At 54.4% G+C, this 14,114-nt stretch carries 13 protein-coding genes; 1 reads left to right on the top strand and 12 read right to left on the bottom strand.

Features of this window, described 5'->3' with window-relative positions; all coding sequences use genetic code 11:
• Window positions 1–90: 90 nt before the first annotated feature.
• The 10 genes from ybeD to leuS all read right to left on the bottom strand — a co-directional run bounded on the left by ybeD (window position 91) and on the right by leuS (window position 11,007).
• The gene (gene ybeD / locus ACSF8X_RS14480; RefSeq protein ID WP_047878498.1) at window positions 91–366 is read right to left on the bottom strand and encodes a DUF493 family protein YbeD; all 276 of its coding nucleotides are present in this window, start codon (window positions 364–366) and stop codon (window positions 91–93) included.
• A gap of 151 nt (window positions 367–517) precedes the next feature.
• The gene (locus ACSF8X_RS14475) at window positions 518–1,693 is read right to left on the bottom strand and encodes a serine hydrolase (protein ID WP_047878499.1); all 1,176 of its coding nucleotides are present in this window, start codon (window positions 1,691–1,693) and stop codon (window positions 518–520) included.
• A gap of 194 nt (window positions 1,694–1,887) precedes the next feature.
• Window positions 1,888–2,694: a septal ring lytic transglycosylase RlpA family protein gene (locus ACSF8X_RS14470; RefSeq protein ID WP_500850287.1), complete on the bottom strand. Its 807-nt coding sequence runs from the start codon at window positions 2,692–2,694 to the stop codon at window positions 1,888–1,890.
• Entirely contained in the window at window positions 2,695–3,816 is a 1,122-nt protein-coding gene (gene mrdB, locus ACSF8X_RS14465) for a peptidoglycan glycosyltransferase MrdB (RefSeq protein ID WP_500850286.1), read from the bottom strand.
• The gene (gene mrdA / locus ACSF8X_RS14460; RefSeq protein ID WP_500850285.1) at window positions 3,813–5,768 is read right to left on the bottom strand and encodes a penicillin-binding protein 2; all 1,956 of its coding nucleotides are present in this window, start codon (window positions 5,766–5,768) and stop codon (window positions 3,813–3,815) included. The genes mrdB and mrdA overlap by 4 nt, the downstream gene beginning before the upstream one ends.
• Before the next feature lie 6 nt (window positions 5,769–5,774).
• Window positions 5,775–6,245 (bottom strand): 23S rRNA (pseudouridine(1915)-N(3))-methyltransferase RlmH, encoded by a 471-nt coding sequence (gene rlmH / locus ACSF8X_RS14455; RefSeq protein WP_047878503.1) that lies wholly within the window; start codon window positions 6,243–6,245, stop codon window positions 5,775–5,777.
• A 3-nt stretch (window positions 6,246–6,248) separates the two neighbouring features.
• Window positions 6,249–6,566: a ribosome silencing factor gene (gene rsfS, locus ACSF8X_RS14450; RefSeq protein WP_047878504.1), complete on the bottom strand. Its 318-nt coding sequence runs from the start codon at window positions 6,564–6,566 to the stop codon at window positions 6,249–6,251.
• Between the two features lie 125 nt (window positions 6,567–6,691).
• Entirely contained in the window at window positions 6,692–7,711 is a 1,020-nt protein-coding gene (gene holA, locus ACSF8X_RS14445) for a DNA polymerase III subunit delta (RefSeq protein ID WP_047878505.1), read from the bottom strand.
• Complete coding sequence (locus tag ACSF8X_RS14440) at window positions 7,708–8,304, bottom strand: LPS-assembly lipoprotein LptE (protein ID WP_047878506.1); 597 nt, start codon at window positions 8,302–8,304, stop codon at window positions 7,708–7,710. Before ACSF8X_RS14440 ends, holA begins: the two co-directional genes overlap by 4 nt.
• A 126-nt stretch (window positions 8,305–8,430) precedes the next feature.
• The gene (gene leuS, locus ACSF8X_RS14435; protein WP_047878507.1) at window positions 8,431–11,007 is read right to left on the bottom strand and encodes a leucine--tRNA ligase; all 2,577 of its coding nucleotides are present in this window, start codon (window positions 11,005–11,007) and stop codon (window positions 8,431–8,433) included.
• A gap of 184 nt (window positions 11,008–11,191) precedes the next feature.
• Between leuS and ACSF8X_RS14430 the strand changes: the two genes are divergently transcribed.
• Window positions 11,192–11,674 (top strand): zinc ribbon-containing protein, encoded by a 483-nt coding sequence (locus ACSF8X_RS14430; protein ID WP_047878508.1) that lies wholly within the window; start codon window positions 11,192–11,194, stop codon window positions 11,672–11,674.
• Between the two features lie 99 nt (window positions 11,675–11,773).
• Here the strand turns inward: ACSF8X_RS14430 and ACSF8X_RS14425 are convergent, their stop codons facing one another.
• Together ACSF8X_RS14425 and lnt are read right to left on the bottom strand one after the other, a co-directional pair.
• Window positions 11,774–12,427, bottom strand: a complete 654-nt coding sequence (locus ACSF8X_RS14425; protein ID WP_500850284.1) for a lipid-binding SYLF domain-containing protein — start codon at window positions 12,425–12,427, stop codon at window positions 11,774–11,776.
• A gap of 126 nt (window positions 12,428–12,553) precedes the next feature.
• A complete protein-coding gene (gene lnt / locus ACSF8X_RS14420) occupies window positions 12,554–14,113 on the bottom strand; it encodes an apolipoprotein N-acyltransferase (RefSeq protein ID WP_500850283.1) in 1,560 nt (519 codons plus the stop codon).
• Window position 14,114: the final 1 nt, after the last annotated feature.

The following is a 14,114-nucleotide window of genomic DNA, read 5'->3' as shown; positions in this document are numbered from 1 at the left end:
CTGTTAGAGACACCCCCACCTGGGTGTTGGGTGATACATTATAAAACTTGGCGGCTGAATTTACAGCCGCCAATTTATAGGGGATTAGGCTTACAGAACGACGCGGACAATATCGATGTCGCCCAGTTCTTTGTACAGGGTTTCAACCTGCTCAATCGACGTGGCGGTGATACTGATAGATACGGCACTGTAGGTCCCCTTGCCGCTAGGCTTAACGTCAGGGGTGTAATCGCCCGGCGCGTGGCGCTGGATCACTTCAACAACGAGATCGGCCAGTTCAGGTTTGTTGTAACCCATAACCTTGTAAGTAAACTTACAAGGGAACTCTAACAGATCTTTCAGTGTTGCCTGTTCTTGCTGCTGCATGCTGAACTCCGAGGTTTTGCATAGATGTTGCGTTTTAGGCTGTGCATATTAAAGGCTCAGGCCGCTTTTCTCAAGCCATCTTGGCCGCAGGCGGCAGGCCGATAGCAAAGAGGCAGCCCGTGGCTGCCTCTTTGTGTTGCTTATCGCTAGGTTAGTTCAACCAGCCTTTGAATAGCAAAACGATGTAATCGATGAAACGGCTGAAGATGCCGCCTTCGTTGACATTGTTCAAGGCAATCAGCGGGTACTCGGCAATATCCTCGTTCCCTACGCGGTAGTATAGCTTACCGACTACGTCGCCTTTTTTGATCGGTGCTTTCAGCTCTTTTTCAAGAACAAAGCTGGCAGCAAGATCTTTGGTCTGGCCGCGAGGCAGAGTCACGAAGGTATCTTCGGCGACGCCTAGTGCCACTTCATCGGTGTCACCCATCCATACTTTTTCGGTAACGAACGTCTCGTTGGCCTTGTGCGGTGATACAGTTTCGAAGAAACGGAAGCCGTAGTTCAGCAGTTTCTTGCTCTCGGCCTTACGGGCATTCGGGTTCTTGGTGCCCATCACGACAGAGATTAGGCGCATTTTGCCTTCTGTTGCCGTGCTCACCAAGCTGTAGCCGGCATTGTTGGTGTGGCCTGTTTTCAGACCGTCAACGTTCAGGCTCTTGTCCCACAGCAGGCTGTTGCGGTTGTACTGGGTGATGTCGTTGTAAGTGAAGGATTTCTCCTTGTAGATGGCAAATTCTTCCGGTACATCGCGGATCAGGCCCTGAGCCAGCAACGCCATGTCGTATGGTGTTGTGTATAGGTTCGGATTGTCCAGGCCGTGAACGTTGGCGAAGTGGGTTGAATCCATCTTCAGGCTCTTGGCCCAACCGTTCATCAGATCAACGAACGAGTCGGTTGATCCGGCAACGTGTTCAGCCATCGCAACACAGGCGTCGTTGCCTGATTGGATGATGATACCGCGGTTGAGATCTGAAACCTTAACCTCGCTACCGACTTCGATAAACATCTTCGAAGAGCCTGGGAAGTTCTTAGCCCAAGCGTTTTTGCTTACGACAACAGTATCATCCATCGAGATATTGCCGCGCTTGATTTCCTGACCGATAACGTAGCTGGTCATCATCTTGGTCAAACTTGCTGGTGGCAGTTGTTCGAACTCTTTATAGCCAGCCAGAATTTTACCTGAATGGTAATCCATCAGGACGTAGCCCTTGGCAGCGATTTGAGGTGCTTCAGGGACAACCGCTGGTGCAGCCGCAGCGCTTGCTGAAGCCAGCAAGGTGGCTGAGATAGCGACCGAGCGGAAAAGTGCAGCAGATTTCTTCATGGTGGTTGTAACTTAATTTTGTCAGTTGCAAAAAAACTCCACACACTATATCAGATTGTCAATGACAGGCCAGTATTGGCCGCAGATATGACGCTGTGAGGAGTGATGATTGCCAAATTTTGACATTTGGTTGGGGTAAAAAACAACAATGGGCAGCAAAAAGCTGCCACATTGTATGCATATTGGATATCAAATTACGATTTTGGTTCCAATTCACGTTTCGATGTGATGATAAAAGCTTGCGGGTAATGGCTCGATTTTGCCTTGTCGCGCAGTGATACTGCCTCATCGCGGTCGATAAACGGTCCCAAGCGGAGCCGGTAGACTTCACCGGCATCGGATTTTTGAGTATCAATCGGGCTGGCAAATTCCTGCTTGAGCTGGGCTGTCATCGCCTCGGCCTTCTCTGCATCGGTGACCGCTGCCAGCTGGACGAAATAGAAATTCGGGTTGGCCGATTGCCACTCATCAGGGTTGGTGGGCTTTGCTATTCGGATCAGCTCAATACGTACCGGCGCTGTGCCGTTCTTGATGACATCGAGTCGAGCCGCTGCTGCCATGCTGAGGTCGATGATCCGTCCGTCGTGGAACGGCCCGCGATCGTTGACTCGGACAATGGCGGTTTTGCCGTTCTTGGTATTGGTGACTTTGACATAGCTCGGCAGCGGCAGGGTCTTGTGGGCCGCTGTCATCGAGTACATGTCGTAGATCTCGCCATTGGAGGTTTTATGGCCATGAAACTTCTGGCCGTACCATGAGGCATAGCCTTCCTCGATGAATGGCTGATCGCCCCGGACGATTTTGTAGTCTTTGCCGCGCAGGGTGTAATCCTTGTTGCCCGCGAGGCTGAAAGGCTCGTAGCGGGGCTGGGCATCTTCGATGTGATCCAGCGTTGGTGATGATGTCGGTGCGACGTCATCGGCCAGCTCGTAGCGCTCGTCACTCGGGGTTGAGCTGCATCCAGCAATCAGCAGGGCAAGGAAAATAGGGGTAATGCGCATTTAGGTCGCCTTGGACAACATGTTTCTATGGGTATGAATGGACATCAGGATACCAAAACCGGCCATCAAGGTAACCATTGAGGTGCCACCATAGCTGACAAGTGGTAGCGGAACCCCCACGACTGGAAGTAACCCGCTGACCATACCGATATTGACAAAGATATACACGAAGAAGCTCAGCATGATACTGCCGGACATCATGCGTCCGAAAGCCGTCTGGGCTCGGCTTGATAGGATCAGGCCGCGGGCGATGATGAACAGGTAGATAGCGAGCAGGCTGCATACTCCAATCAGTCCCCATTCCTCGGCAATCACCGCGAAAATGAAATCGGTATGGCGCTCTGGCAGGAATTCGAGTTGGGACTGGGTACCTTGCAGCCATCCCTTGCCATTGAGCCCGCCGGAGCCGATAGCAATTTTAGACTGGATAATATGATAACCCGCCCCGAGCGGGTCAGATTCAGGGTTGAATAAGGTCAGTACCCGGGTTCGTTGGTAATCGCGCATCAGGAAAAACCACAATACCGGAATAAAGGCCCCGAGCAAGCTTCCGGCAAGGGCGATGATCCGCCAGTTGATGCCGGAGAGGAACAAGACAAAGACACCCGAGGCGGCGATAAGGATCGAAGTGCCGAGATCCGGCTGTTTGGCGATCAGGATGGTTGGGACGCAGATGAGCACGAGGGCGATGGTGATGTTTTTCAGGCTGGGGGGGAGGGGACGGTTACCGATAAACCGTGCGACCATCAACGGGACAGCCAGCTTGATCAGCTCCGAGGGCTGGAACCTGACCACCCCGAGGTTGAGCCAGCGTTGCGCCCCTTTGGATACCTCGCCGAACAGCAGCACCCCGAGCAAGAGCAGCAGGCCGACCCCGAACAGATAGGGGGCCCAGGTCTCGTAGTGGCGGGGGGCAATTTGGGCAAGGACTAACATCACCCCGAGCGAGAGCAGCATCCGTACCGCCTGCCGCTCCATCATCTCTAGGTTTTGGCCGCTGGCACTGTACATCACCATCAGGGCGAACCCCATCAGGACAAGGATCCCCGCGAGAAGCGGGAAATCCAAGTGAAGACGGTCACTGAGGGTACGTTTGGCGCCTGCTGCGGCCATGATGCTCATCGGCTTACCTCTGCTATTTTCTGGGCAACCAGCTGCTCAATCGGATCCGCGGTCGCGGGCTTGACCAGCATATGGTCGAAGATCTTACGGGCCAACGGACCACCGTTGGAGGAGCCGCCGCCGGCATTCTCCAAGACCATCGAGACCACGACGGTTGGCTTTTCGAACGGGGCGAATGCCGTGAACAGGGCGTGGTCACGCAGGTGTTCTTCGAGTTCATCGGCGTTGTATTCCTGATCTTCCGCGAGGCCAAATACCTGCGCCGAACCAGACTTGCCGCCAGCCTTGTATTGTGCCCCGTAGAAGGCGCGGCGAGCGGTGCCCCGTTTGCCGTACAGCACTTTCAGCATCCCTTCTTTGGCCACGTCCCAGTCCTCTGGCGCAACATTGTCGATTGGCGGGAAATCGTCGTACTTGGCAGGTACTTCGACATTTTCGTCAATCACATCTTTGAGCAGATGAGGCGCCTGCACTCGGCCATTGTTTACCAGTACGGTCGTGGCCTTGGCAATTTGCAATGGCGTTGCCGTCCAGTAGCCCTGCCCGATGCCGACCGGAATGGTATCGCCCTGATACCACGGTTGGCGGAAGCGGGCCTGCTTCCACTCGCGGGTCGGCATGTTGGCCTTGCTCTCCTCGTGGATATCAATGCCGGTGTATTCACCGTAGCCAAAGCGGCTCATCCAACTGGACAGGCGGTCTATGCCCATATCATAGGCCACTTGATAGAAGAATGTATCAACTGATTCTTCGATGGCCTTGTAGATATTGACCTTGCCATGGCCCCAGCGCAGCCAGTCGCGGAACGGTCGGCTGTTGGAGTTCGGGATCCGCCAGTACCCCGGGTCGTTCCGGGTGGTACGGGTTGTGATCACCCCTTCGGTCAGGGCGGCAACGGCAATCATTGGCTTGACGGTCGACGCAGGCGGGTAGATCCCTAGCGTGACCCTGTTGACCAGCGGCCTGTCTTTGTCGTTGAGCAGTTCGCGGTATTTCTTGCCGGAGATCCCGTGGACGAACAGGTTAGGATCGTAGCTTGGGCTTGATACCATCGCCAGCACTGAGGAGTCTCGGGGATCCATGACCACGACCGAGCCGCGTTTGTGCTTGATGACTTCAAGGCCGGTATCGGGGTCGATTTTGCGCTGGGTCAGCAGTTCTTGGACATAGAGCTGTAGCTCGATATCGATATTGAGTTTGATGTCCTTGCCGGGGATCGGCGGGACGTATTTTAGGGTGCGAATGATTCGGCCACGGCTGTTGACCTCGACTTCTTGGTAGCCGGAGGTGCCGTGCAGCAAATCTTCGTAATATTTTTCAACGCCGAGCTTGCCGATATCTCGGGTCGCCTTGTAGTTGTTGATTTTGTCTTCGCGCTCAAGGCGTTCGATATCGCGGTCGTTGATTTTGGCGACATAGCCGATGACGTGGGTCAATGCCTCGCCGTATGGGTAGTAGCGCTTGAGGTAAGCCTTTACTTCGACGCCGGGGTAGCGGTGCTGGTTGACAGAAAACAGAGCGACCTGTTCATCGGTCATCTGGTTGAGCAGCGGCACGGACTTGAACCGGCGGGTACGGCGGCGTTCGCGCTCGAAGCGCTCGATTTGGTCGTCGGTCACCCCCATCAAAACCTTCAGGCGCGCGAAGGTATCGGCCATGTCTGGCACTTTTTCCGAGGTGATCTCCAGCGAGTAGGCAGGGCGGTTCTCTGCCAGCAGTATGCCATTTCGGTCGTAGATCAGGCCGCGGTTCGGGGCAACCGGAACGATTTTGATCCGGTTGTCGTTGGAACGGGTCTGATAATCTTCGTGCTCGCTGATTTGAATGTGATAGAGGTTGGCGAGCAGAATAGCGACAAGGACTACGATGCCGGCAAATGAGACAAGAGCCCGGCGGAAAAACAACGCCGACTCAGCCCGATGGTCGCGGATCTGTGTTCGCTTTTGTCTCATTGTCGGTTATTCCCTGTGGTATGGGTGGTTGGCAGTGATGCTCCAGGCCCGGTACAGGCTTTCTGCCATGACCACACGCACCAGCGGGTGGGGCAGTGTCAATGGTGACAGTGACCAGCTCTGATCCGCAGCGGCTTTACATGCCGGTGCCAGTCCTTCCGGACCACCAATCAGAATCGACACATCACGGCCGTCGAGCTTCCAGCTCTCGAGCTGCTCGGCTAATTGCTCGGTGTCCCAACGCTTGCCCGGAATGTCCAGGGTGACAATCCGGTTGCCTTTGGGAACGGCTGCCAGCATCGCTTCGCCTTCTTTTTGCAAGATTCGGGCGATATCGGCATTTTTACCTCGTTTGCCAGCAGAGATTTCGATGAGCTCCAACGGCATGTCTTTAGGGAAGCGGCGGCTGTATTCCTTGTAACCTTCCTCTACCCACTTCGGCATTTTCGTGCCGACGGCGATTAACTGTAACTTCATCGATTAGCCCCAAAGCTTCTCGAGTTGGTACAGGTTGCGGGCATCTTCTTGCATGATGTGCAGGATCACGCTGCCCATATCGACGATTACCCACTCGCTATCTTCTTCGCCACTGATCCCGAAAGGAGGGTAGTCAATCAGCTTGGATTCTTTGTTAACGTGATCGGCAATTGAGCTTACGTGGCGGTTTGACGTACCAGTACAGAGCACCATGAAGTCGGTGATGCTGGATTTGCCACGTACATCCAGGGTAATGATGTCCTGGGCTTTGATGTCGTCTACTTTATCAACAATAAAATCGTGTAGTTCTTGAACCTGCAAAGGGATCCCCTCGTATCAGTATTGTTTGTAACGTTGCGACCGCTGCATGCCTGGCCGCGATGGAGCGGCGCAGTATAGCATGCAGCGACCTGTTCGATATGTCTTTGGCTATATCTTTACACAGTTTAGGCGGCTGGCAGCCTGATGCCGCACATTTGGGCACAGATCGCCGACAGTGCACTCCAGGGCGAAAAATCGAAGTCTGTTTTCACTTTGACTTCCAATATCGCCAATTGTTGCAGCAAGTGGATAATGACGGGTAGCGGCAGACGGTGCAGGGCGCCGATGTAGATTTCGCGGCGGCTTTGCCAGATGCGGAAATTCTCAAAAATCTTGCTCAGCGGTGTGCCTTTGCTGCCCATCTCCTGCATTTTGTAAAGCTGGGTCAACTCACGCTGCAAGGTGCGCAGCAGGATGATTGCCTCGACGCCCTCGCCCTCTAGCTGGCGCAATACCCGTTGGCTGCGCTTGGCTTGTCCTGCCAGCAGCGCGTCGAGCAACTGAAACGGCGTGTAGTGGTTATGACGGCTGAGAGCCTGCTCAAGGCGCAGAATCGTCAGCTCCCCGTCAGGATAGAGCAGGGTCAGTTTCTGCAGGCTCTGCGCAAGTGCCAGAAGGTTGCCTTCGTGCCATTGGGCCAGCATCTGTACCGATTCTAGATCTGGCTTGAGCCCGAGTTGCTGGCAGCGGCCCTGGATGAAACGGGGCAGGAATTTGGCCTCTGGGGTATTACACGGAATGTAGAGGCCGTTGGTCTCCAACGCCTTGAACCACTTGGCTGCTTCTTGCTTCTTGTTCAGGCGTGGCCCTTGCAAAACCAGCAGGATATCCGGATTGAGGCAGTCGATAACCTCTTGCAGTGATTTTGTCTGCGGGACAGTAAGGCCGGCCTCGGGCAGCTCCAGCTCAATGAGCTGGCGCGATGAGAACAGGCTCATTGCCTGACAGCAGTCGATAACCTGGTTCCAGTCGAGCTGGGCATCGACGGTGAAGGCATGGCGCTCGTCAAAGCCTGCCGCCGTGGCAGCTTGACGGATCTGGTCGTTGGCTTCGAGCTTTAGCAAGGGTTCGTTGCCAAACAGCAGGTAGGCTTGGCGCAGCCCTTTGCCGAGCTGCTGCGCCAGTTGTTCAGGGTAAATCCTCATTGTGCAGATTCAACCTGCAATGTGGTGCTGGTCTTGCTGTCCTGTTCCAGTTTGGCCTTAAGCTCAGCCTCTTCCATTTGGTTGAATACCGCAGTCAGGCGGGCTAGCTGGCGCATGATCTGGCGAGCGGCTTGCTGGCGCATCTCATCTTCAATCATGTCGCGTTCCACTGATTTAGCCAGTGCTGTCAGCGGGTTGTCGAGGAAGGTGCGGTTAACACGGGTGGTGTAGGCTTGGCGGCCTTTTTCTGGTACGACAATGCTGTAGTTGACGGTATAAGTCAGTTCGTACTCAGCGGCGCGGGCATTCTGATAGAGCGACAAGGTGCGTTCACCGGTTGATTCGCTGATCAGGTGCAGGTTAGGGACATTGCTAGATGGTTGCACAGGTTCAATGCCGTGCAGTTTGAATTGGGATTCGACTTGGCGCGTCAATTGGCCGTATGGGTCGAAACTGGTCAGGGATAATTTGGCAATGTCGTCGGGCAGCATGTAGTTGCCGCGAAGGTGGAAGCCGCAGGATGCTGTTAGCAATGCCAGCATAACGACCGTAAGGGATCGGATAGTGCTTTTGATAGAAAATAAAGCTAACACCGAGTCTGCTCCATGATAAAGGGTGAAAACTGACCGGCTGACGCAGGTAATTCTAATGTGGGATGTGTGAGCCGGTAAATCTGTGGCTCCGCGAGGGAGCCACAGGTTAGGCAATGGGAACGCTTGTTAGTTCGCAACAATGTTCAGTAGTTTGCCCGGTACGTAGATCACTTTGCGAATGGTTACATCGCTAGTGAACTTGGTAACGCTTTCATCAGCCATGGCAAGTGCTTCTACTTGCTCTTTGGTTGCGTCGGCTGCAACAGTCAACTTGGCGCGAAGCTTGCCGTTTACCTGAACGATAATCAGCTTCTCGTCTTCAACCATCGCCTTCTCGTCAGCAACCGGCCACTCGGCATTGTCGATGTTGCTCTCGCCCAGTGCTTCCCACATTTCGAAACAGATGTGTGGAGTCATTGGGTACAGCATACGTACGATAGCCTTTAGCGCTTCGTCTAGTAGAGCACGGTCTTGTGCGCTGTCCTGAGACGCTTTCGCCAGCTTGTTCATCAGCTCCATCACTGCTGCGATAGCGGTGTTGAATGTCTGACGACGGCCGATGTCATCGCTTACTTTAGCAATAGTCTTGTGCACGTCACGGCGTAGGGCTTTCTGATCGCCAGACAGTGTTGCCACGTCAAGCGCTTCAACGGCACCTTTCTCAGTGTGCTCTTTCACCAGTTTCCATACACGCTTCAGGAAGCGGTTTGCGCCTTCAACGCCAGATTCCTGCCACTCAAGGGTCATGTCAGCTGGTGATGCGAACATCATGAACAGACGAACGGTGTCGGCACCGTATTTGTCGACCATTTCCTGCGGGTCGATACCGTTGTTCTTAGACTTAGACATTTTGATCATGCCTGAGTGCTCAACGCTGCGACCTTCGTTGTCTTTTGCCGCGACAATACGACCTTTGCCATCACGCTCAACCGTTACGTCTGTTGGAGACACCCACTCTTTACCGCCTTTCTCGGTTTCGAAGTAGAACGCATCCGCCAGTACCATGCCCTGACATAGCAGCTGCTTGAACGGCTCGTCAGATGTTACGTAACCTGCGTCACGTAGCAGTTTGTGGAAGAAGCGAGAGTACAGCAGGTGCATACAAGCGTGCTCGATACCGCCGATGTACTGATCTACTGGTAGCCAGTAGTTTGCTTTTTCTGGGTCTAGAATGTCGTCAGCCTGTGGTGAACAGTAACGTGCGTAGTACCAAGAAGACTCCATGAACGTATCGAACGTGTCAGTCTCGCGTAGAGCCGGTTCGCCGTTAAAGGTGGTCTTCGCCCACTCTTTGTCCGCTTTGATTGGGCTGGTAACGCCGTCCATTACCACGTCTTCAGGCAGGATCACAGGCAGCTGGTCAGCTGGCACTGGATGTACTTCGCCATCTTCAGTGGTGACCATTGGGATTGGAGCACCCCAGTAACGCTGACGAGACACACCCCAGTCACGTAGACGGAAGTTAACTGTCTTGGTGCCTTTGCCTTCTGCTTCCAGTTTCGCTGCGATTGCATCGAACGCGCCTTGGAAATCCAAACCGTCGAACTCGCCAGAGTTGAACAGGATGCCTTTTTCCGTGTAGGCCGCTTCGCTGATATCCAGCTCGCTGTCGTCAGCAGGTTTGATAACCGGCATGATGTCCAGGCCGTACTTGGTCGCGAACTCGTAGTCGCGCTGGTCGTGGGCTGGAACAGCCATTACCGCGCCTGTGCCGTAATCCATCAGGACAAAGTTGGCAACGTACACAGGTACTTCGCGGCCGTTAAGCGGATGGATAGCAGTCAGGCCAGTGGCCATGCCTTTCTTCTCCATCGTGGCCAGTTCTGCTTCGGCAACCTTGGTGTTGCGGCATTCGTCGATGAAAGCAGCAAGCTCAGGGTTGTTCTGGGCAGCAAAAGCGGCTAGCGGGTGGCCCGCAGCAATGCTTACGAAAGTCACGCCCATCAGGGTGTCTGGGCGGGTGGTGTAGACTTCAAGCGGCTTGTCCTGGCCAATAACGTTGAACTCAAGCTCAACGCCTTCAGAGCGGCCGATCCAGTTGCGCTGCATGGTCTTAACCATCTCAGGCCAGCCATCTAGCTGATCAAGGTCGTCAAGTAGCTCTTGTGCGTACTCGGTGATCTTGATGAACCACTGTGGGATTTCCTTTTGCTCTACAGGCGTGTCACAACGCCAGCAGCAGCCGTCTTCAACCTGTTCGTTAGCCAGTACTGTCTGGTCATTTGGACACCAGTTAACAGAAGAGGTCTTCTTGTATACCAAGCCTTTGTTGTACAGCTTAGTGAAGAACTCCTGCTCCCAGCGGTAGTATTCTGGGGTACAGGTCGCGAATTCGCGGTTCCAGTCGTAGCCGAAGCCCAGCAGCTTAAGCTGGTTCTTCATGTATTCGATGTTTTCGTATGTCCAAGGCGCCGGCGCAGTCTTGTTTTTCACTGCGGCGTTTTCTGCCGGTAGGCCGAAGGCATCCCAGCCGATTGGCTGCATGACGTTCTTGCCCTGTAGGCGCTGGTAACGAGAAACCACATCACCGATGGTGTAGTTACGCACGTGGCCCATGTGCAGTCGGCCACTTGGGTACGGGAACATAGAGAGACAGTAGAATTTCTCTTTATTAGCGTCTTCAGTCACAACAAACGTTTGATTGTTGTCCCAATGTTCCTGAACTTTCTGTTCAATGTCCTGTGGACGATATTGTTCTTGCATCGATGGCATCCGGGATTTTGTGAGTTGAGTACAAACACATTCAATATAATCGACATAGAATAACTAAAGGTAAAGGTGTCAACAATAGCTGAAATCATTTCGGTGGCGAATTGTTGGTAACCTACAAGGTTATCACTCCAAACAGGCTGCAAAGTTCGGCCTGGAGCAATAAAGGAGGAGAACGATGGCTAAGCGGCAAGCAGAATACGAAGCGCTTCTGGAGCAGGTGAAGGAAACGCTCAAGCATAGCCCGGATGAACTCAAGCATTGGGCGGAGGTGACAGAGCAGTACCGTCAGGCGGCCAGTGATATGACCAAAGATGAGCTGGCACTGATTTCTGCCTATCTCAAGCGTGACTTGCAGGAGTTCGGGGAGCATGCCGACAGCAGTTCGGTGCCGTTGAGCGAGAGCCCGTTTTACAACGTGGTACGCGAGACAATATGGGAAGGGCTGGCTGAAATTACCGACAAAACCCAGATTGAGTGGCATGAGGTGATGGACGATTTGCAGCACCAGGGGGTCTATGAAGCCGGTGAGCTCGTCGGACTGGGCAATTTAGTGTGTGAGAAATGTGGCCACCGCGAGCTGATCACCCATGTTAAGGCTATTTCGCCGTGTCTCAAGTGCGGCCATACCCGATTCACTCGTCAGCCCCTCTCGCCTTAGTGCGAGGTTGTCGGTCTGTCATTATTTAACGACAAAACAGCGGGCCAATTGGTCCGCTGTTTTTGTTGGTGTCTGGACCTCTTGTAATCATCCCGTAATCTAGGGGCGTTCCAGGGTACCGACTACGACGACGGTGGGTTCTGCATTGTCCTGCGCCGAGGTGTTTGGGGGCGTGGTCTGCTGGCCAAGAGGCGTATAATTGAATTTCTGGCCGGCAATCGATGCTTCTATCATCATCCCGCCCTTGGCGAAGGTAAAGACGGCCACCCCGTTGGTGTAGCTGGCATCCATATGGTGCTCTCCCGAGCTGGCACTGAGCCCCGCGGTACCGGCTTTGGCTTGCGCGCCTTCCGTTAGGGCGACGGCCGATGCCTGTGCGTCGAGATCGAAGTTACCGCTGGTGAAGCGCTTGAAAGCGCGTTGATCTTGGAAGAAGATGATTTCGCTGTATGCCTGTCCGCCAAACTGGAGGCCCAGTGATAGCTGGTAAAGTTTGGCGTGTCCGGTGACATGCTCGTTCTGATAGACGGTACCCGTGCCGTATGCGCCACCGATCCAGAAACCGCCTTTGCCGACGGATGGGAAGACAGCATAGCCATAGGCGGAATGGAAAAAGGGCTGGGTTTCTGGTGCGGCTCGGAAGCTGTCCAATGCCGCCTGTGTCTCTAACTCATCTTTGGCAACAGAGCCTGTTGCGATGCACAGCAGGGCGACGGCGCTGAGCATGGTAAAGAGCTTGGAGATTGTTTTCATATCGCGATTCCCTGCAGCTGTAAAAATGTCCCCTCAATATTAGCAAGGCAAATAAAAAGGCGAAGGGGTTACCTTCGCCTTTTGCTGGTTTTTCAGGGTAGATTCAGCCTTTTTGCCACCGAGTTCTCAGTCGTGGTAGTTAACCTGCGGCTGTTGATCGCGGAAGCGCCCGGCCTGACGGCGGACGAGAAGCCACGATAGGGCAATAGACCATAGCATGTAGATGTACAACGGCCAGCTGCCTAGCGTTGTGTACGGGGTCATGCCGGTAGTAGGGATGACCTCGGTACGTAACACGGCACTTTCGAACTGTGGGATCGAAGCGATGATCTTGCCGTTATGGTCAACCACGCCGGTCAGACCGCTATTGGTTGCGCGCAGTAGCGGCTTGCCGAGCTCTAGTGAGCGCATCTGGGCGATCTCCATGTGCTGGAATGGGCCAATGGAGCGGCCGAACCAAGTGTCGTTGGAGAGCGTCAGGAGGAACTCGGTATCGACATTGACATTGCGGCGTACCTGCTCGCTGAACGCGACCTCGTAGCACAGTGCCGGAGCCAGCGAATGGCCATTGGCTTCGAGGTTGGGCTGAATATAGCTTCCTCGGCTGAACGATGACATCGGCAGGTTGAAGAACGGAGCCAATGGGCGGAGGATATCCTCGAACGGCACGAACTCGCCAAACGGCAGCAGATGGTACTTGCTGTAGCGCTCGGCACCATCGTAATGGTACGGCCCGACGGCATTGACACCCAGGGTCAGGATATTGTTGAAGAACTGGCCCTTGTCGTTCTGGTCAAGGATCCCGGTGATCACCGTGCTGTGGTTGTTGCGGGCGGCAGCATCCAGATTCTGGAGGAAGGTTGGAACCTGTTTCTCCAGTGCGGGGACGGCGGCTTCCGGCCAGATGATCAGATCTGCCCCCCAGTTCTCCCGGGTGAGATCCGTATATTTCATCAGGGTCGGCCAACGTTGGCTTGGCAGCCACTTGATTTCCTGCGGCACGTTGCCTTGGATCATCGCGACATCGACGGCCTTGCTAGGCTCAGGGGTAACCCAGGCTTTTTGTCCCGCAAGAAGGCTGATCCCTACGATGAGAGCGGGTACCAGCAGCGGTTGCCAGCGACGGTAATAGCAGGCCGCCGCAAGTGCACCGCTGGACAGTACCAATGCCAGTGTAATGCCCTCTACGCCCAGAATCGGGGCGAGGGGGGCAAACGGGCTGTCTATTTGGCCATAGCCCATCCACAACCAAGGGAAGCCGGTCATCAGCCAACCGCGGACCCAGTCAAGGAGCAACCAGATCACCGGTCCGCTCAGCATCAGCTGGTGGAACGGTCGCCCGCGGTTGAAGGTATTGAACAGGTAGCCGAACAAAGCCGGGTAGAGGGCGAGGTAGGAGATAAGCAACGCCATCAGCGTCCAGCCGGCCAGCCAAGGCATTCCGCCGAAATTGGCAATGCTGACGTGGACCCAGCTGATCCCAGAGCTGAATAACCCTAATCCCCACAGGAAACCGATCAGGGCTGAACGCTTGGCTGATTGATTTTGCAGTAGGATGAATAAGGCAAACAGGGAGACGGGAGCGAGGTACCAATGATGGTATGGAGCGAAAGAAAGGGTGGCTAGCGCACCTGCTGGGACAGCCAGCGCAGGCTGTCCCAACTTCATAATGGTTTGTTTTGTCATT

This window comes from Photobacterium panuliri (genome assembly GCF_059920555.1).
The sequence above is the reverse complement of the archived record's forward strand: the minus strand, read 5'-3'. Positions and strand labels throughout refer to the sequence as shown.

Coding starts and splice junctions, on each gene's coding strand:
- leuS (WP_047878507.1), bottom strand. CDS start 11,007: ATGCAAGAACAATATCGTCCACAGGACATTGAACAGAAAGTTCAGGAA.
- ybeD (WP_047878498.1), bottom strand. CDS start 366: ATGCAGCAGCAAGAACAGGCAACACTGAAAGATCTGTTAGAGTTCCCT.
- mrdB (WP_500850286.1), bottom strand. CDS start 3,816: ATGAGCATCATGGCCGCAGCAGGCGCCAAACGTACCCTCAGTGACCGT.
- rlmH (WP_047878503.1), bottom strand. CDS start 6,245: ATGAAGTTACAGTTAATCGCCGTCGGCACGAAAATGCCGAAGTGGGTA.
- ACSF8X_RS14470 (WP_500850287.1), bottom strand. CDS start 2,694: ATGCGCATTACCCCTATTTTCCTTGCCCTGCTGATTGCTGGATGCAGC.
- ACSF8X_RS14425 (WP_500850284.1), bottom strand. CDS start 12,427: ATGAAAACAATCTCCAAGCTCTTTACCATGCTCAGCGCCGTCGCCCTG.
- lnt (WP_500850283.1), bottom strand. CDS start 14,113: ATGACAAAACAAACCATTATGAAGTTGGGACAGCCTGCGCTGGCTGTC.
- ACSF8X_RS14430 (WP_047878508.1), top strand. CDS start 11,192: ATGGCTAAGCGGCAAGCAGAATACGAAGCGCTTCTGGAGCAGGTGAAG.
- ACSF8X_RS14475 (WP_047878499.1), bottom strand. CDS start 1,693: ATGAAGAAATCTGCTGCACTTTTCCGCTCGGTCGCTATCTCAGCCACC.
- mrdA (WP_500850285.1), bottom strand. CDS start 5,768: ATGAGACAAAAGCGAACACAGATCCGCGACCATCGGGCTGAGTCGGCG.
- holA (WP_047878505.1), bottom strand. CDS start 7,711: ATGAGGATTTACCCTGAACAACTGGCGCAGCAGCTCGGCAAAGGGCTG.